Source organism: Bradyrhizobium sp. WSM1253 (assembly GCF_000244935.1).
Classification (GTDB): domain Bacteria; phylum Pseudomonadota; class Alphaproteobacteria; order Rhizobiales; family Xanthobacteraceae; genus Bradyrhizobium; species Bradyrhizobium canariense.
The window spans coordinates 4,323,715-4,341,298 of record NZ_JH600073.1; the positions used below are offsets into that span (position 1 = coordinate 4,323,715).

Here is a 17,584-nt window from a genome sequence, read left to right on the forward strand (position 1 = left end):
GTCCCCCTACCCTTCCAAGCGCACGCGCGGATCGATCACGCCATAGAGAATGTCGATCACGAGATTGAGCAGCACGTACATCACCGCCATGGTCAGCACGAAACCCTGCACCGGCGCGAAGTCCGACGAGATCAGCGCCTCGACCGCATAGGAGCCGATGCCGGGCCAGGCGAACACTTTTTCCACCAGTACGTTGGCGCCGAGCAGGAACGAGAACACCATGCTCAGCGTGGTGATGACGGGGAGCATCGCGTTGCGGAAGGCGTAGGTGACGATGACGGTCGCCGGCGACAGGCCGCTGGCGCGCGCGGTGCGAACGAACTCGGACGACAGCACCGCCAGCATCGAGGCGCGCGTCATGCGCGCGATCGGCGCCAGCGAGAAGATCGCAAGCGTCGTCGCCGGCAGGATGAGCTGGCTGCATGCCGAACGGAACGCCTCGAAGTCGCGCGCGATCAGGGTGTCGATCAGATAGAAGCCAGTCACCGTCGGCGGCGCGCTGTAGAACACGTCGAGCCGACCGAGCGGCGCAGGCGACCAGCCGAGCCGGAAATAGAAGACATAGACCAGCACGAGGCCGGTGAAGAACACCGGCAACGAGACGCCGGCGGTCGTCGTCACACGACAGAGATGATCGACCCACGATCCCGGTCGCGTCGCCGCCAGCACGCCGAGCGGAATCGCAATCACGATCGAGACGATGAGACCGAGCAGCGTCAACTCGGCGGAGGCCGGCAGGCGATTGCGGATCTCGGCCGCGACCGGCTGGCCCGTCGTGAGCGAGTTGCCGAAATCGCCATGGGCGAGATCGTTGGTGTAGCGGAAGAACTGTTCGATCAGCGGCTTGTCGAGGCCGAGCTTCTTGCGGATCTGCTCGACGGCTTCCTTCGTCGCGGCGGGGCCGGCGAAATACGCGGCGGGATCACCGGGCAGCGCGCGGGTCAGCAGGAAGGTGACGATGACGACCCCGATCAGCGAGGGAATCGCGAACATCAGGCGCTTGCCGATCATGGTCAGCATGGGGTGCTCCTCCTGGGCTGCGCTGGTGAGCACGCTCGCGCGGCTCGCTCCACTGCGTTCCCTCCCCCCTTGTGGGGGAAGGCTAGGGAGGGGGGTGGCTCCGCGAGAGGTCTGAGGTTGTGGCTACCCCTCTCCCCAACCTCGAGAGCGAGCTTCGCTCGCCTCGGACCCCACAAGGGGGGAGGGAGCCCGAAGAGCGTGCTCACCTCACTCTGAAGGACAGCGCCCGCCATCCGCCCTCACCCCTTCGCCATCGCGCGATAATCCAGCCTCCGGTGGAACCAGTATTGGTAGCCGCTGATGTTCTTCTGCATCGCGACGTTGACGAAGGGCTGGTACAGCGGGATGCGCGGGATGTCGCTGTAGGCGAGGTCGACAAAGCCCTTCACGTCGGTGTCGTAGGTCGCGGTGTCGCCTGTGGCGGCAGCATTGCGTGCGCCGTCGATCAGCTTGTCCATCTCCGCCGACTTGTAGCTCATGGTGTTGAAGACGGAATTATTGCCGTGATAGCACCAGTAGAAGAAGTATTCGGGGTAATCGAGCCAGCCCGAGAACACGTTGGTGAAGAGCGGCATCTCCTTCTTGTTCAACTCGGTGCGCCAATTGGCGCCGGGCACCTTGTTGATGGTGGTCTTGATGCCGATCTGGGCCAGGCTCTCCTGCACGAGCACACAGAGCGGCTCGTTGACGCCCGCGAAGTTGAGGTCGAACGAGATCGTGGTCTCGAAGCCGTTGGGATAACCGGCCTCGGCCAGCAGCGCCTTCGCCTTGTCCATGTCGGTGTTGTATTTGTGCGGCTGCGGCCAGGCGACTTCGGTCGGCTTGTCCTTCGGCGCGCCGAACATCGGGTTCGCCAGCCCGAACATCACCGCGTCCATGATCTTCTGATAGGGAATCGCGTAGGCGACCGCCTGACGCACCTTGGGATTGTCGAACGGCGGCTTGGTCACGTTCATGCCGATATACTGGATGCCGTTGGAGAACGGCAGCGACACCACGTTGAGCTTGCCGCTCGCCTTCATCTCCTGAAAGTCCTTGAACGGCAGCTCATAGGAGATGTCGGCGTCGCCGCGCTCCAGCAGCGCGCGGCGATTGCCGGCCTGCGGCACCATGCGCCAGATCACGCGCTTGATCTTCGGCAGGGGGCCACCGACCCAGTCGTCGTTGCGCTCCATCACCACTTCGGTGCCGGCGGTCCACTTCGTCACCTTGTAGGCGCCCGAGCCCGCGGTCTGCTGCTTGGTGAATTCGAGACCCCAGGGATCCTTCTCGCTGGCGTTCTTCTTCACCAGTTCGGAGTTGATGATGCAGGGCACGATCACCGCGAGATCGGGGATCGTCAGCTTGTCCTTCTTCAGGAAGTCGACACGCACCGTGTAGTCGTCGATCACGACGAACTGCTCAGGCTTGGTCAGCGAGCCCGCGCTCATCTGGAAGGTGGGGAAGCCGCCGACGCTGACGGCGCGGTCGAGCGACCACTTCACGTCCTTGGCGGTGACAGGCGCGCCGTCGTGGAATTTGGCGTTCTTCTTCAGCTTGAAGGTGACCGACATGTCGTCGATCTTGAAGTCCTCGGCGAGCTCGCCCTTGAACTTGTCGCGGTCGTAATAGGGCACGCCGCCGGGGCCGGTCTTCATCTCGTGGCTGAGCAGGCGATCGTAACAATTCCAGGACACCTCGTAGCCGGGCACGTTGGTGCCGACGCCGTGGATGTCGAGATTGTTGGGGCCGCCTTCCGAGACGATCAGCAGCGTCTCCGAGCGCGCATCGGCTTTGGCCGACGAGATCACGGAGGGCATGGCCGGAAGCGCCGCACCTGCGGCCAATCCGGAAACGGACTTGAGGAAATCGCGGCGCTTCATGAAATGGCTCCAACACAAAGTTTTCTGGTTGGAACTGGATTCGCAAGGTTCGTGCCAAGGCTTAAGGAGCGTTTAAACCAGCATAAGCCACTGATATATCTACATGAAACAGCCATTGACCGGACCGTCGATCAAGGGCCAATCATTTGGGGCGTTGCATACAAAGATGCGCATTTGCTCATAAAATAAGCTGAATTGAGCTTCGCTTGTTTGGCGGGCGGCTTATTGAACCGCCGTCGTCCTGGCGAAAGCCAGGACCCATTACCCCAGGGAGAAGTTGCGGCGCGAAGCTGGCAACCACGAGTCTTCGCAAAACCCCGCCCTGGGGTAAGGGGTCCTGGATCAGCGCTGCGCTTGTCCAGGACGACAGCGTTGATGAGGTCGGCAGCGGTGAATTACTCTGCCCAGATCAGCTCCTGCAGCTCGACCAGATCGTTCGCCTTGTCCTGCCAGCCCTCGATGCAGATGTGGCTGTTGAGGTCGCTGGCGCGATGCAGCAGCATCAGCGCCATCAGGCGGCGCTTGAGCGCGAAGTCGGGCTTGGCGTAGCCAAAGCCTTCGAGCAGGCTGCGCACCCTCCCCGGCCGGCCCGCTGCCATGAAGGCGCTGGGGCCGAGCAGATCGTAGTCGCGCCATCCCGCCAGCACGTCGCCGAAGTCGAAGAGCCCGGCGAGCGACCATTGATCGTCATGACAGGCGAGCAGAAAATTCTCCGGAATGTATTCGCCGATCAGGATCACCGGCGGCGCATCCGTCGGAATCAGTTTTGCCGCATCACGCAGGAGATCGTCGAGGCCGGCGAGGAATTTCGGCGCAAGACCGAGACGCGTGTGGCGCGCCTCGCAGCCCTGCATCTGGGCGCGCATGAAGTCGTCCCAGCGCGGCTGGATCTGCGCGAGCGGACCGAGCGGCGCGCGCTGCACGGACGCGATGGTCTCGCCGATCTGGCGCAGCACGCGCTCCTTCTGCGCTTCCGGCAACGACGGCCAGACCTCCGAGCCGAGCGTGCCGGCAAGGCGCGTGATGACGAGATAAGGCCAGCCGTCGCGCTCGCCTTCGGCGACGATCTCGGGGATCGGCAGATGGAGGCGGCCGGCAAGCTGGGTCAGCGAGCCGTGCTCGGAGACGAATTGCGCGCGGAGCAGCGGCGGGAAGATTTTCAGGATCAAGCGATCGCCGAGCCCGACCACGAGATTGGTGCCGGTGGTAAACACGTGCGGCGCGCTGACATCGAGATCGTGGCTGCGGGCGATGTCGAGCGCGACGGAGAGCCATCGCGGAGGGTCGGCGCGAAAGGCGCGAAAGCTCTCGGCGTCGGCGAAGTGGGGGAGTAACATCGACATCGTAACCTAATGCATTTCAAGAGTAGTTTCCCCGCGGCCCATCCTTCGAGACGCCCGCTTTGGCGGGCTCCTCAGGATGAGGACGGAGTGCGCGATAACAATTTTGGCGGCACCGATGCCGCTTAGCCTCATCCTGAGGAGACCGCGCCAGCGGTCGTCTCGAAGGACGAGGCGTGCGCTCAGCGCCCCCTACCGATCCGGGCTGGCGCGTTCGAACTGGCGCAGGATCTTGTTGCCGCGCTCGACCGCGGCATCGAGCGCGGCTTGCGCGCTCTTGCGGCCGGCAAAGGCCTGCTCCAGCTCGTCCTCGATCGCGCCGCGGATCAGCACGAAGGAGCCGAGCCGGATGCCTTTCGAATTCTCCGTCGGAGGATGCAGCGTGATCTCCTCGAACGAGATCGCCGAGCCGGGATTGCGCTCGTAAAAACCTTGCGCGCGCGTCAGCTCGAAGGCGGCGCGGGTCACAGGCAGATAGCCGGTGTTCTGGTGCCACGCGGCCTGCACGCCAGGCTGCGAGAGGTAAGCGAAGAATCGCGCCACACCCTTGTATTCCTCGCGCGGTCGATCGCGCAGCACCCAAAGTGTGGCGCCGCCGATGATCGAGTTCTGCGGCGCGCCCTTCACGTCGGGCCAATACGGCATCAGGCCGTAGCCGATCTCGAACTTCGAATTCGCCTTGATGTCGGCGCGCGTCGCCGAGGAGCCGATGAAGATGCCGCATTCGCCGTTCTGGAAGCGCGGCTCGGCCGACTGGCCGCGGCCGCTGTAGTCGAATACTTTGGTCTTCTGCCACTCGCTGAGCTCGGCGACATGACGCACCAGAGATGGATTGTTGATGGTCAACTCCGCATCGAGCGCGGCAAAGCCGTTGGTCCGCGTCGCCAGCGGCAGATTGTGAAACGCCGAAAAATTCTCGACATGGATCCAGGACGGCCAGGACGTGGTGAAGCCGCACGCCGCGCCGCGATCGCGCAGGCGTTTCGCAGCAGCACCGAGCTCCGGCCAGGTCTTCGGCGGCGCCTCCGGGTCGAGGCCCGCGTCGCGGAACATGGTCTTGTTGTAATAGAGGATCGGCGTCGACGAATTGAACGGAAAGGACAAAAGATTGCCGGCCGCATCGGTGTAGTAGCCGGAGACGGCGGGAAGGTAGTCATTTAGCGAGAACGGCTCGTTCATGTCCCGCATCAGGCTGAACACGGGATAGATCGCGCCCTTGGCCGCCGTCATGGTGGCGGTGGCGACCTCGTTGACCTGGACGATCGCGGGCTGGCTGCGCGAGCGGAAGGCGAAGATCGCGGCCGTCACCGTCTCGGTGTAATTGCCTTTGTAAGTCGGCACCACGCGATAGTCCGGCTGCGAGGCGTTGAAGTCGGAGGCGAGCTTTTCCAGTTGCCGGCCGAGCTCGCCGGACATGGCGTGCCACCACGCGATGTCGGTCGCGGCACGCACCGGCGCGGCCAATGAGAGGACCGCAAAGGCGGCGACGACCTGCAAAAGGCGCGATGCTGAAGTCACGATGGCTCTTTCCATGCCGCACGACGAAAGCGGCTGTCCCTGCTTAAGGCGCGGCATTTGCGGTTTCAACCGGGAATGAGCCCCGGCCGCGCCGCACAATCACGCAGCAGTGCCGGGCGGGATGGCCTTCCCACGACCATCTGCTAGATTGCATTGAACCTTTTCCTCCCGCCATAGACTCCACCACTGAGGGGTTGAGTGTGCCAGTGTTGAACCGTGCCGAACGCAAGCGGACCGGGATGGTTTTCGTCGCGCTTCTGATCGCCATCTGCGCGACGGGAGCCGTTGCGCGCGAATTCCGCGCGGCCGACACCCAGACCGAGGATTATCCGACCGTGCAGGCGCTGCGCTACATGGGCGCCCTGATCGCCGAGCGCAGCGGCGGCCGGCACGAGGTCAAGGTGTTTCACTCCCGCCAGCTCGGCGAGGAGAAGGAGACCATCGAGCAGACCCGGGTCGGCGCGATCGATCTCAACCGGACCAATGTGGCGCTGATCGGCAATTTCGTCCCGGCGATGAACGTGCTGGCGATGCCGTTCCTGTTCCGGTCCATCGAGCACATGCAGAAGGTGCTGGACGGACCGATCGGCGGCGAGATCCTCGGCAGCTTCGAGCCCTATGGCTTCGTCGGCCTCGCCTTCTACGATTCCGGCGCGCGGTCGATCTACAACGGCGCCCGGCCTGTGCGGAGTGTCGCGGACCTCAAGGGATTGCGGATCCGGGTGCAGCAGTCGGAGTTGATGAGCCAGATGATCCGCGCGCTCGGCGCGGAGCCGGTCGAGATGCCCTATGGGCAGGTGCTTGCCGGGCTTGCCAACCATCTGATCGACGGTGCCGAGAACAACTGGCCCTCCTACGTGACGACGGACCATTACAAGCATGCCGGCTATCTCGCGCTCACGGAGCACACGATGAGCCCCGAAGTGCTGGTGATCTCGCTGAAGGCCTGGAACAGCCTCTCGGCCGACGACCAGACCATCTTCCGGGAAGCCGCGCAGCGCTCCAGCCGGTTCATGCGCGAGAAATGGCGCGACCTCGAGGAGCAGTCGCAGCGCAAGGCGGAAGCAGCGGACGTCACCATCGTCAGGGATATCGACCGCAAGCCGTTCGAAGACGCGATGGTCGCGATCTACGCCAAGGCCGGGCAGGATCCGGCCGCGGCCGCGCTGATCGAACGCATTCGCAAGGTGGAGTGAGGCCACTTGCCCGGGCTTGGACACAGCGAGCACGCAGACAGGTCGCCGGGCCCGATGGGGCGGCTGCGCGCGCGGCTGGTCGGCATGCTCCGGGCCGTGCCGATCCGCTGGCGCATCCTGTCCATCGCGGCGCTGAACTCCGCCGTGGTCATCGTGCTGGTCGGGCTGATCTGGAACGGCTCGCAGGTGCTCGGCTCGGCCTGGGACGACGTGCGCCAGGTGCGCGAGTCCGACCGGATCCTGGCGCTGCTCGAAAGCGAGACGGGACGGCTGCACAATCTGATCCACCGCTACATCAACCAGCCGAGCCCCGATTTGTTCGCCGAGATCCTGCTGCTGCGCGAGGCGGTGCTGGGGACACTGAGCAACCGAGCCGCCAAGGACCCGATGCTGTCGGGCTCGGTCGAGGAGCTGGAGCGCACCACCGACCGCTTCCTCAACGGCTTCGGCGAGCTGCGCGGCGTGCAGGCGACCATCGCCAGGACCTATGAGGATCAGGTGCAGGGACCGGCCAGAGACATGGCCGGGCTCTACTCCATCATCGAAGGCGCCACCGGCCATCGCGACGCGCTGATCTGGCCTTCGCTGGGCAAGTCGCGCGAGGCCTTCACCGCGATGCTGGTCGCGGCCAATTCCTACTATCTGTCGCTGTCATCGGGTGCGGCCGACGACGCCCGCCGCAACACCGAGACGATCGAGAAGACCATCCCCGTGATGATCGATCTCGCCGACAACGACCTCCAGCGCATGGCGCTGCGACGACTCGCGGCCCGGACCGCCGCGCTGCGCGAAGGCTTTGCAAAGCTCTCCGAGCAGCTCACGAACCGCACCGAGCTGCTGCGCAACACCATCGACGCCAACCAGGCCGAGGCGATCGGCGCCATCGACGATCTCTCCACCAAGATGCGCCAGCGCGAGCAGAAGGCGCAGGAGACGTTCGACCGCACGCTGGCGGACATTTCCCGTCGCGTTCTTTCCATCGCCGTGATCTTCCTCGGCATCATTCTCACCGCCGGCGTGCTGATCGCGCTGTCGATCCGGCTGCCGCTGCAGCAGATCATGGCGGCGATGCGCGCGATCACGCTCGGCGACCTCGGCCGCGAGGTGCAGGGCACGCGCGCGCGCGACGAAGTGGGCGCCATGGCGCGCGCGGTGGAAGTGTTCCGCGAAAACGCCATCGCGAAACGCCAGACCGAGGACGAGCTGCGCGCGTCCAAGGAGAAAGCCGAGAGTGCACTGCTCGAGCTCAACGCCGCGCAGCAGAATCTGATCGATGCCGAGAGGCTCGCAGCCCTCGGCGGCCTCGTCGCCGGCGTTGCGCACGAGGTCAACAATCCGATCGGCATCAGCCTCACCGTTGCGTCGAGTTTTGCCCGGCGCACCGAAATCTTCGAGGCCCAGCTCAAGGGTGAAGGCGGCCTGCGCCGCTCGCAACTGGAAGAATTCGTGCAGTCCTCGCGCGACGCCTCGCAGCAGCTTGTTGCCAATTTGCAGCGCGCCGGCGAACTGATCCAGTCTTTCAAGCAGGTCGCGGTCGACCGCTCCCATGCCGAGCGGCGGCAGTTCTCACTCAGCGAAGCCACCGACCAGATCATCGCGAGCCTGCGGCCGGTGCTGAAGCGGTCGCCGATCACGCTCCATGTCGACATGCCCGAGGGGCTGCTGCTCGATGGCTATCCCGGCTCCTACGGCCAGATCCTGACCAATTTGTTCCTCAATGCCGCCAACCACGCCTTTGCCGACGGCCGCGCCGGCACGATCACGATCTCGGCGCGGCCGCGCGGGGCCGACGACGTCGAGATCATATTCACCGATGACGGGGCCGGCATGACCTCCGACGTGCAGCGCCAGGCCTTTGACCCATTCTTTACCACCAGGCGCAATGAAGGTGGCACGGGACTCGGCCTCCATATCGTCTATAACCTCGTCACCCAGCAGCTCGGCGGTCGCATGATGCTGGAATCCAAGCTGGGACAAGGCACTACATTTCGCATTATCATGCCCCGGGTCGCCAGGGGCGGCGGGCAAAGCACAGAGACTGACGGGACTTCTCAATGGCCGAACAGGACGATGTCCTCCACCTGATCGACGACACCGGTACCGCATCGGAGGATGTTGACGCCCGGAAATGGAAGATCGCCGTCATCGACGACGATCCGGCCGTGCATGACGGCACGCGCTTCGCGCTGTCCGACTACAACCTCAACGGCCAGGGCCTGGAGATCCTCTCCGCCCATTCCGCGGCCGAAGGTCGCAAGCTGATGGCCGCGCACAACGACATCGCCGCCGTGCTGCTCGACGTCATCATGGAGACTGATGTCGCCGGCCTCGAGCTGGTCGAGTACATCCGCAACGAGCTCAAGAACGAGACCGTCCGCATCATCCTGCGCACCGGACAGCCCGGCCAGGCGCCCGAGCGGCGCGTGATCGTGCAGTACGACATCAACGACTACAAGGCCAAGACCGAGCTCACTGCCGACAAGCTGTTCACCTCGCTGACCGCGGCGCTGCGCTCCTACCAGCAGCTCGAGCGCATGCTGCAGACAAGGCGTGGGCTCGAGATCATCATCGACGCGGCTTCCACGCTGTACGACTTCAAGTCGATGCAACGGCTCGCCGAGGGCGTGCTGACCCAGCTCGCCTCGCTGCTCAACGTCGATTGCGCCGGCATCCTGGTCTTGCGCGACAATGGCGGCATCGACCCCGAGCTCTCGGTGCTCGCCGGCAGCGGCTGCTACAGCCGCTTCATCGGCACGACCTCGTCGAAGGCGCTCGACCCCGATCTGCGCGCAATGGTGGAAGCCGCTTTCCAGGGCCGCAAGAACGAATTCGCCGACCACCGCAGCGTGATCTATTTGCGCACCGGAAGCGGACGCGAGGTCGTGGTGCTGCTGCAGGCCGAGCGCGAGCTGTCCGAGACCGACCGCTCGCTGGTCGAGATCTTCTCCAGCCGGCTCTCGATCGCCTTCGACAACGTCATCCTCTACCAGCAGCTCCAGGCCGCCAACACCCAGCTGGAAGACCGCGTCGCCCAGCGCACCCGCGCGCTGATGCAGGCCAACCGCCGCCTCTCGGCGCAATGGCTGCGGCTGCAGCGCGCCAACGGCTTCAAGAACGAGATCCTCGGCACTGTTGCCCACGATCTGAAGAACCCGCTCGGCGTCATCCTCGGCCGCACCGAGATGCTGAAGGAGCTGATCTCGACCGGCGCGTCGTCAAGCGGCGTGGTGGCCCAGGTCGATCACATCCGCGATGCCACCAAGCGCCTGACCACGATGGTCGATCATCTGATCTCGGACGCGATGGCCGATGCCTTCGACATCACCATCCGCCGCGAGCCCGTCGACGTCGCGGCTCTGGTCAAGGAGGTCGCCGAGGCCAACCAGCCGCTCGCCGTCAACAAGCAGCAGGCGATCAGCGTCACCGCGCCCGTCAACATCGTCACCATGTGCGACACCGACCGCATCCGCGAGGCGATCGACAATTTGATCAGCAACGCCATCAAATACTCACCGATCGGCGGCAAGATCGGCGTCATCGTGAGCCATGAAGGCGGCGACACCATCGTCCGCGTCAGCGACGAGGGCGCCGGCCTGTCGCCGGAGGATCTCGGCCGCCTGTTCGGCCGGTTCCAGCGACTGTCGGCAAAACCGACCGCCGGTGAGAGCTCGACCGGGCTTGGGTTGTCCATCGTCAAGCGTATTATCGACATGCACGGCGGCGAGGTGACCGCCGAGAGCGAGGGCCCCGGCAAGGGCTCGACCTTCACCATCACCCTCCCCGCGACCGAAATTCCGTGATCTCAGGACCATGACCCAAAGCCAGCACATCATGATCGTCGACGACGAGGCCCCGGCCCGGGAGATGGTCGGCGATTACCTCAAGATGCACGGCTTCACCGTGACGCTGTGCGACGGCGGCAAGTCCTTGCGCACGGCGATCGACGGCAGCATGCCCGACCTCGTCGTGCTCGACCTCAACATGCCGGAGGAAGACGGGCTCTCGATCATCCGCGACCTCAAGAGCCGCATCAACGTGCCGGTGATCATGCTGACGGCGACGGCGAGCCCGATCGACCGCGTCGTCGGCCTCGAGCTCGGCGCCGACGATTACGTGGCCAAGCCGTGCGAGCTGCGTGAGCTGATGGCGCGCATCCGCTCGGTGCTGCGCCGGAGCGCGCCGGCGAAAGCGGTGGCGGAAACGGCGGCTGCGAAATCGGACAAGGAGCAATTGGTGCGGTTCGGGACCAAGTGGCTCGATCTCGAAGCGCAGGCCTTGCGCGACGACGAGGGCAACGAGCACCCGCTGACAGCATCCGAGTTCGGGCTCTTGAAAGTGTTCGCGGCCAATCCGAAGCGCGTGCTGTCGCGCGAGCGCCTGCTGGAATTGGCCAACGCGCGCGACGCCGAAGCCTTCGACCGCGCCGTCGATCTGCGCATCATGCGCATCCGCCGCAAGATCGAGCCCGATCCGGCAAAACCCGCCGTGATCCGCACCATCCGCGGCGGCGGCTATCTGTTCTCGCCGGCGGGCGAGAAGGCGTAGCGGCCCCATTGTCGTCCTGGCGAAAGCCAGGAGCCATTACCCCGACGGCTAATTTGGCACACGGCTGGTGATCGCCAGTCGTCGCAAAACGTCTCCCTGGGGTAATGGGTCCTGGATCGGCGCTCGCTTTGCTCCCTTGTCCAGGACGACACGGAAGCGCGAACGCAAAAGCCCGAAATACGTTCCCGGCGCCTCCGCTTGTCGCCTCATCCCCACCCCGTATTTTCCGTACATTGAAATTCCACGCTTTTTTGCCCCGAATGTTTCGTCGCGACTAATCCGACGAAACAATTTGGCGGCGCACGAAACCATTTTCCCCTTTTCGTGCAGACGTCCCGAAACGTTGGCTCATTAACACTTTGGTCGAAGGAAACGCCGCTCGGTTGCGGCGCTACGGGGAGCCAAGTCAATGCCGAACGTGATCGCCATCAACGCCCAAGCCAGCCAGAGCATCATTGCCGTTCAGGCGACCTCGGACGACATGCTTCTCGAAAGCATTGCCGACGGCAACCGGACGTCCATGCACATCCTTTATTGCCGGCACAATGTGCGCGTCTACCGCTTCATCCTGCGGATCGTGCGCGACGCCACCACGGCGGAAGACCTCGTCAGCCAGGTGTTTCTGGACGTGTGGCGGACCGCCGGCCAATTCCAGGGCCGCTCGCAGGTTTCGACCTGGCTGCTCTCGATCGCCCGCTTCAAGGCGCTGACCGCGATGCGCCAGCGTCGCTTCGAGGACATCGACCAGGAAGACGTGCGCCAGATCGCCGATGGTTGCGACACGCCGGAGACCTCGCTCGACCGCAGCGACACCAGCGCCATCCTGCGCGCCTGCGTTCAGAAGCTGTCACCCGCGCATCGGGAAATCATCACTCTGGTCTACTATCATGAGAAGTCGGTGGAGGAGGTCGGACAGATCATCGGCATCCCGCAGAGCACGGTGAAGACCCGGATGTTCTACGCCCGCAAGCAACTCGCCGAATTGCTTAAGGGCTGTGGCGTCGAGCGCTTCGCCGCCTGAAGTTCAGAGACTTCAAAGGGATAGGACATCTGTTTTGGCCCTGTCCCGGACACGGAAGTGTTACCGCCGACGAAACAATTGAAACAAAGCACAACATCAGGCGGAAAAACTTCCCTCCTATAAAGCTCACATACGGTTTCGTTAAACCTCCCAAGACCTCCAACGACCCGGACGGGATGCCCCCCTCCGGGTCGTTTTGTGTTTGGGGCAGACTGCTGCGGCGGTGCGCTTGAGTGAGGCGGGCGGTCTCTCTCCTTCCCTCCCCCCTTGTGGGGGAGGGGCAGGGAGAGGGGCCCACACGGGGACTCTCTCGACTTGTACGCGCGGCATGATGCCAGACGGATAGACCATTTGCTGGGCTACCCCCTCCCTAACCCTCCCCCACAAAGGGGGGAGGGAACGCACCGCCGCCCTTGGCCGGCACCTCCTCCGTCACGAGCACGTGACACTCGTAACAATCCGCCCATCACCGCCGAACCATCCTCGTGACCCCTTCACGAGTGCCCTGATGCTCGAACTTCTCTTCGCCGTCCTTGCCGGCATCCTCACCATCGCCGCGCCGTGCACGCTGCCGATGCTCCCGATCCTGCTCGGCGCCTCGATCGGCCGCAGCTCGCATCTGCGTCCGGCGATGATCGCGCTCGGCTTCGTCGTGTCGTTCTCCGCGACCGCGCTGCTGCTCGGCGCCATCACGCGGCTGTTTAATTTCGATCCGAACGTGCTGCGCGAGGCGGCATCGATCCTGCTGCTCGGCTTCGGCCTGTTGATGCTGTGGCCGGCGCCGTTCGAATGGCTGTCGATCCGGCTCAACGGCTGGCTCGATCTCGGCAATTCCGGCGCCACGCAGCGCGAGGGTGCGCTCGGCGGGCTCGTGCTCGGCACCACGCTTGGCCTGGTCTGGACGCCCTGCGCCGGCCCGGTGCTCGGCTCGATCCTGACGCTGGTCGCGACGACTCAGAACGCGACCTGGGCCGGCACGCTGCTGATCGCCTACGCGATCGGCGCGGCGATCCCGATGCTGGCGATTGCCTATGGCGGGCAGGCCGCGACGACGCGGGTGCGCAGCCTCGCGCGCATCTCGCCGCGGCTGCAGCAGGGCTTTGGCGTCGTCGTGATCGGCTTCGCGCTCGCCGCCTATTTCCAATACGACACGCTGATCGTGGCGTGGCTCACCGGCTTCTATCCCACCGGCCAGATCGGCCTGTGATCATCGCGCATCTCAACCGGAGGACTCGTCCATGACTTTCAAACTGCTCGCCGTCTCCGCCGCACTGATCGGCATCGCCGTAACAGGCGCTGTCATCCCCGGCATCTGCGGCGAGGCCGCGCGCGCTGTCCCTGTCGTCACCGCTGCCGCAAGCCAGCAGACTGCGCCCGACTTCACCGGCATCAACAACTGGTTCAACTCGAAGCCGCTCAGCCTCGCCGACCTCCGCGGCAAGGTCGTGCTGGTGGACTTCTGGACCTATGGCTGCGTCAACTGCGTCAACACGCTGCCGCACGTCACCGAGCTCTACGCCAAGTACAAGGACCGGGGTCTCGTCGTGGTGGGCGTGCACACGCCGGAATTCCCGTTCGAGCGCTCGGCGTCCAATGTGCAGGCGGCGCTGAAGCGGCACGGCATCACCTATCCGGTGGCGCAGGACAATGATTCCAGGACCTGGAACGCCTACAGCAACCAGTATTGGCCGGCGCAGTACATCATCGACCAGAACGGCAAGATCGTGTTCCAGCACGCGGGCGAGGGCCGCTATGACGAGATCGACCGCACCGTGGCAAAGCTGCTGAACGCCAGCAGCTGATGCGGCCCGGATATCACGCGGCTGGGTTCGCCTGACGGGCTTGTTGCTTGACTCCACGGACCCGTCCGTGGAGTTTCGCGGGCCACGTAATCAGCCGCCCGCGATGGACGACGCCACCAGCAGCACTGACATTCGCCTTCGTGAAGGCGCCTCGATCGCGCAGCGGCTGGTCATGTCCGGCTTTGCGGCTGCCGTTGCGCTGTGCTTCACGCCGGGCCTGTTCACGCACGACCCCCTGGAGGTGATCATCTCCGTGGTCGCGCTGCTGGTGGGAGCAGCGTTCGTCGGAATCATCATGCTGGCGCCGGCGGTGGTGTGGATCATCACGCCAGACGAGATCCTGATCGGGGAGCAGCGCCCGTTCGGAAAACTCCGGACGCGGATCGTCGCCAAGGACGACATCAAGGGATTACAGGTTCCCGGCAGCAAGAGGGCGAAAGCCCGCTTCCAGCTCGCCTTCACGCTGGCCTCCGGTGAGCGCCTGACATCGCCGCCGATCGCCGATGTCACCCACGTGCACGAGACGGTGGCGCGGATCGCCACGCAATTCGACGTTCCCGAGGTCGAGTCTCCGGTCAATCCTCTAGATGCCAGCAATCCCGAGATGCGCCTCGGCGACCCCCTCGAGCCGTTTTCCGCAAGAGACATCAGGATCGTCGCACTGATCGTCGTCGCATTGTGCGCCGTTCCCTACGCCTACAGGCTCTGGCGTGGCCTGTCGCCCGGGCCGGTGGACATCATGCTGCTGCCGGTCGGCGCGATCGCCGCTATCGGCGTTTATCGATATGCCAACCTTGTGACCGGCGCCTTCTGGATCATCCGCCAGGGCGATATCCGCGTCGAACGCCTGTGGGGCGACGGCACGCTGCGCGCCGACCACATCGAGGGGCGCGACGTGAAGTCGATCACGGTCGAGCGCCGCGGCCGCTCCGAGGACGAGCACTGCATCGTCGTGGTCCGATTGCAGTCGGGACGACGGTTTCGCAGCCCTCGCATCGGGTCAAGGCCAGAGGCCCGGGCCGTGGGGACGGAGATCGTCCGGCGGCTCGGGATCGCGCCGGAGAACAACCAGATCTAGCTGGGATCCAGTGCGATTGGCGAAGTTTGATCTCGCCGCGAATTCGGTCTGAGCCTCTCCCGCCTGCGGGAGAGGTCGGCGCGTCCGGGCGATGCGAAGCATCGTCCCGCGCGACGGGTGAGGGTTCTCTCCACGTTGGGAGTGCCCCATTGCAGAGACACCCTCTCCCCGACCCTCCCCCGCAGGCGGGGGAGGGAGCACATCGTGCCCAGCTCACTGCTTTTCGCGCCATCCCCTGTTTGTGGCATTGCCGGCGGTCCGTCAGAAAACCAAAGCATTCTCGTGACATGCCAGCCGGGCGCGCCATCAACTTGCCATGAAGCTGCCGCTGGGTTCAGATGGTTCCGAACGATATTTGCTGTGGCAGTGGGGGAGAGCTTGAAATGACGGATTTTCGTCGCCTGACCGGGATGTTTGTGGCTGCGATCGGCCTGATCCTGTCCGCGCCCCATGCCTACGCCCAGCAGCCCGACCGCGGCGACGAGCCGGGCCTGGTCGCCGACGATGCCTATGAGCTCGATCCGGAATGGCAGAAGCAGGTCGTCTACTTCCGCACCACCGAAGCGCCGGGCACCCTCATCATCTCGACCGCCGAACGGCATCTCTATCTGGTGCAGCCCGGCGGTCGCGCGATCCGCTACGGCATCGGCGTCGGCCGCGATGGTTTTCAGTGGCAAGGGCTGGTGAACATCACCAACAAGAAGGAGTGGCCGGACTGGACGCCGCCGCCGGAGATGATCCAGCGCCAGCCCTATCTGCCGCGCTTCATGGCCGGCGGCCCCGGCAATCCGCTCGGCGCCCGCGCCATGTATCTGGGCACCACGGTCTACCGCATCCACGGCACCAACCGGCCCGATACGATCGGCACCAAGGTCTCCTCCGGCTGCTTCCGGCTCGTCAACCGCGACGTCGCCGATCTCTACGATCGCGTCCCGGTCGGCACCAAGGTTGTCATCCGGCAGAAGCCTGAACTCTGATCTTCTCGCCCTGGCGAATATTCCTTTTCCCGATTATTTCGAGAGAGCAACATGATGCGCACTTTTCGTGGCGGCCTGCTGATCGGGCTCGCAGTCGCCGTGCTGGTCGCCGTCCTGGCCATCATCTATGAATTCTACGACACCCGCACGCTGAAGCGCACCGTCCGCCGCGGCGAAGTGCTGTGCGGCGTCAACAAGGGCCTGCCGGGCTTCTCGATCCCCGACGACAAGGGCAACTGGACCGGCTTCGACGTCGATTTCTGCCGTGCGGTGGCCTCCGCGATCTTCAACGACCCGAGCAAGGCGAAGTTCGTCGCGCTCGATGCCAGCGAGCGCTTCAAGGAATTGCAGAGCCGGAAAGTGGACATCCTCTCGCGCAACTCGACCTGGAGCATGGCGCGCGAACTCGACTACGATCTCTATTTCCCCGCGGTCGCCTATTACGACGGCGCAGGCTTCATGCTGCCGCGCGCGCGCAACAAGGAAACCGCGCTGGACCTGACCGGCAGCAAGGTCTGCGTCCAGACCGGGACCACCACGGCGCTCAACGTCGCGGACTACTTCCGTGCCAACAACATGAAGTATGAAGAGGTGAAGTTCGACAAGCTGGACGACGTCGTGAAAGCCTACGACACCGGCAAATGCGACACGCTCTCCGCCGACGTCTCGCAGCTCTACGCGCTGCGGATCAACCTGTCGAAGCCCGGCGACCACATGATCCTGCCGGACATGATCTCCAAGGAGCCGCTTGCGCCCGTCGTACGTCAGCGCGACGACGACTGGATGATGATCGTGAAGTGGACGCTCTACGCGATGATCAACGCCGAGGAGCTCGGCGTCTCCTCGGAGAACATCGACGAGGCCCTGAAGTCGAAGAAGCCGGAAGTGATGCGGCTGGTCGGCACCGAGGGCAATTACGGCGAGCAGCTCGGCCTCACCAAGGATTGGGTGGTCCGCATCATCCGCAACGTCGGCAATTATGGCGAGATGTACGAGCGCAACATCGGCGAGAAGTCGAAGCTGAAGATCCCGCGGGGCATGAACCAGCTGTGGAATGCGGGCGGCGTGCAGTATGCACCGCCGGTGCGGTAGGGCGCTCTATCCGCCGTCATTGCGAGCGAAGCGAAGCAATCCAGAATCCCCCCGCGGTGACAGTCTGGATTGCTTCGTCGCAAGTGCTCCTCGCAATGACGAGCTTGGGGCGGGCGCGCTATCCACAATCTCA

At 64.4% G+C, this 17,584-nt stretch carries 14 protein-coding genes; 10 read left to right on the forward strand and 4 right to left on the reverse strand.

Annotated elements, in window-relative coordinates; all coding sequences use genetic code 11:
* Window positions 1–6 precede the first annotated feature (6 nt).
* The 4 genes from BRA1253DRAFT_RS22000 to ugpB all read right to left on the reverse strand — a co-directional run bounded on the left by BRA1253DRAFT_RS22000 (window position 7) and on the right by ugpB (window position 5,755).
* Entirely contained in the window at window positions 7–1,020 is a 1,014-nt protein-coding gene (locus BRA1253DRAFT_RS22000; protein ID WP_007597968.1) for an ABC transporter permease, read from the reverse strand.
* A 239-nt stretch (window positions 1,021–1,259) separates the two neighbouring features.
* Entirely contained in the window at window positions 1,260–2,882 is a 1,623-nt protein-coding gene (locus BRA1253DRAFT_RS22005) for an ABC transporter substrate-binding protein (RefSeq protein WP_007597970.1), read from the reverse strand.
* Between the two features lie 395 nt (window positions 2,883–3,277).
* On the reverse strand, window positions 3,278–4,225 hold the full coding sequence (locus tag BRA1253DRAFT_RS22010; protein ID WP_007597971.1) for a phosphotransferase: 948 nt from the start codon (window positions 4,223–4,225) through the stop codon (window positions 3,278–3,280).
* 189 nt (window positions 4,226–4,414) lie between these two features.
* Window positions 4,415–5,755: a sn-glycerol-3-phosphate ABC transporter substrate-binding protein UgpB gene (gene ugpB, locus BRA1253DRAFT_RS22015; RefSeq protein ID WP_007597972.1), complete on the reverse strand. Its 1,341-nt coding sequence runs from the start codon at window positions 5,753–5,755 to the stop codon at window positions 4,415–4,417.
* A gap of 185 nt (window positions 5,756–5,940) precedes the next feature.
* Between ugpB and BRA1253DRAFT_RS22020 the strand changes: the two genes are divergently transcribed.
* The 10 genes from BRA1253DRAFT_RS22020 to BRA1253DRAFT_RS22065 all read left to right on the forward strand — a co-directional run bounded on the left by BRA1253DRAFT_RS22020 (window position 5,941) and on the right by BRA1253DRAFT_RS22065 (window position 17,451).
* The gene (locus tag BRA1253DRAFT_RS22020) at window positions 5,941–6,936 is read left to right on the forward strand and encodes a TRAP transporter substrate-binding protein (protein WP_035995345.1); all 996 of its coding nucleotides are present in this window, start codon (window positions 5,941–5,943) and stop codon (window positions 6,934–6,936) included.
* A gap of 54 nt (window positions 6,937–6,990) precedes the next feature.
* A complete protein-coding gene (locus BRA1253DRAFT_RS22025; protein WP_007597974.1) occupies window positions 6,991–9,021 on the forward strand; it encodes an ATP-binding protein in 2,031 nt (676 codons plus the stop codon).
* Window positions 8,991–10,736: a DUF3369 domain-containing protein gene (locus tag BRA1253DRAFT_RS22030; protein WP_007597982.1), complete on the forward strand. Its 1,746-nt coding sequence runs from the start codon at window positions 8,991–8,993 to the stop codon at window positions 10,734–10,736. Before BRA1253DRAFT_RS22025 ends, BRA1253DRAFT_RS22030 begins: the two co-directional genes overlap by 31 nt.
* A gap of 10 nt (window positions 10,737–10,746) precedes the next feature.
* Window positions 10,747–11,481 carry a response regulator gene (locus BRA1253DRAFT_RS22035; RefSeq protein ID WP_007597984.1) on the forward strand — a complete coding sequence of 245 codons (735 nt, stop codon included), beginning with the start codon at window positions 10,747–10,749 and terminating at the stop codon, window positions 11,479–11,481.
* Between the two features lie 409 nt (window positions 11,482–11,890).
* A complete protein-coding gene (locus BRA1253DRAFT_RS22040) occupies window positions 11,891–12,502 on the forward strand; it encodes a sigma-70 family RNA polymerase sigma factor (RefSeq protein ID WP_007597988.1) in 612 nt (203 codons plus the stop codon).
* A 508-nt stretch (window positions 12,503–13,010) separates the two neighbouring features.
* The gene (locus tag BRA1253DRAFT_RS22045; protein WP_007597990.1) at window positions 13,011–13,709 is read left to right on the forward strand and encodes a cytochrome c biogenesis CcdA family protein; all 699 of its coding nucleotides are present in this window, start codon (window positions 13,011–13,013) and stop codon (window positions 13,707–13,709) included.
* Between the two features lie 31 nt (window positions 13,710–13,740).
* On the forward strand, window positions 13,741–14,304 hold the full coding sequence (locus BRA1253DRAFT_RS22050) for a thioredoxin family protein (RefSeq protein WP_007597992.1): 564 nt from the start codon (window positions 13,741–13,743) through the stop codon (window positions 14,302–14,304).
* A 103-nt stretch (window positions 14,305–14,407) separates the two neighbouring features.
* The gene (locus BRA1253DRAFT_RS22055; RefSeq protein WP_007597993.1) at window positions 14,408–15,382 is read left to right on the forward strand and encodes a hypothetical protein; all 975 of its coding nucleotides are present in this window, start codon (window positions 14,408–14,410) and stop codon (window positions 15,380–15,382) included.
* Between the two features lie 383 nt (window positions 15,383–15,765).
* Window positions 15,766–16,359, forward strand: coding sequence for a L,D-transpeptidase (locus BRA1253DRAFT_RS22060; RefSeq protein ID WP_007597994.1), 594 nt, complete (start codon window positions 15,766–15,768; stop codon window positions 16,357–16,359).
* A gap of 54 nt (window positions 16,360–16,413) precedes the next feature.
* Entirely contained in the window at window positions 16,414–17,451 is a 1,038-nt protein-coding gene (locus tag BRA1253DRAFT_RS22065) for an amino acid ABC transporter substrate-binding protein (RefSeq protein WP_035995346.1), read from the forward strand.
* The last annotated feature ends 133 nt before the right edge of the window (window positions 17,452–17,584 follow it).

Bases quoted from the DNA above. Each gene is read 5' to 3' on its own strand.
- BRA1253DRAFT_RS22060 (WP_007597994.1), top strand. From the start codon at position 15,766: ATGACGGATTTTCGTCGCCTGACCGGGATGTTTGTGGCTGCGATCGGC.
- BRA1253DRAFT_RS22035 (WP_007597984.1), top strand. From the start codon at position 10,747: ATGACCCAAAGCCAGCACATCATGATCGTCGACGACGAGGCCCCGGCC.
- BRA1253DRAFT_RS22000 (WP_007597968.1), bottom strand. From the start codon at position 1,020: ATGCTGACCATGATCGGCAAGCGCCTGATGTTCGCGATTCCCTCGCTG.
- BRA1253DRAFT_RS22005 (WP_007597970.1), bottom strand. From the start codon at position 2,882: ATGAAGCGCCGCGATTTCCTCAAGTCCGTTTCCGGATTGGCCGCAGGT.
- BRA1253DRAFT_RS22065 (WP_035995346.1), top strand. From the start codon at position 16,414: ATGCGCACTTTTCGTGGCGGCCTGCTGATCGGGCTCGCAGTCGCCGTG.
- BRA1253DRAFT_RS22055 (WP_007597993.1), top strand. From the start codon at position 14,408: ATGGACGACGCCACCAGCAGCACTGACATTCGCCTTCGTGAAGGCGCC.
- BRA1253DRAFT_RS22040 (WP_007597988.1), top strand. From the start codon at position 11,891: ATGCCGAACGTGATCGCCATCAACGCCCAAGCCAGCCAGAGCATCATT.
- BRA1253DRAFT_RS22045 (WP_007597990.1), top strand. From the start codon at position 13,011: ATGCTCGAACTTCTCTTCGCCGTCCTTGCCGGCATCCTCACCATCGCC.
- BRA1253DRAFT_RS22050 (WP_007597992.1), top strand. From the start codon at position 13,741: ATGACTTTCAAACTGCTCGCCGTCTCCGCCGCACTGATCGGCATCGCC.
- BRA1253DRAFT_RS22030 (WP_007597982.1), top strand. From the start codon at position 8,991: ATGGCCGAACAGGACGATGTCCTCCACCTGATCGACGACACCGGTACC.
- BRA1253DRAFT_RS22010 (WP_007597971.1), bottom strand. From the start codon at position 4,225: ATGTCGATGTTACTCCCCCACTTCGCCGACGCCGAGAGCTTTCGCGCC.
- BRA1253DRAFT_RS22025 (WP_007597974.1), top strand. From the start codon at position 6,991: ATGGGGCGGCTGCGCGCGCGGCTGGTCGGCATGCTCCGGGCCGTGCCG.
- ugpB (WP_007597972.1), bottom strand. From the start codon at position 5,755: ATGGAAAGAGCCATCGTGACTTCAGCATCGCGCCTTTTGCAGGTCGTC.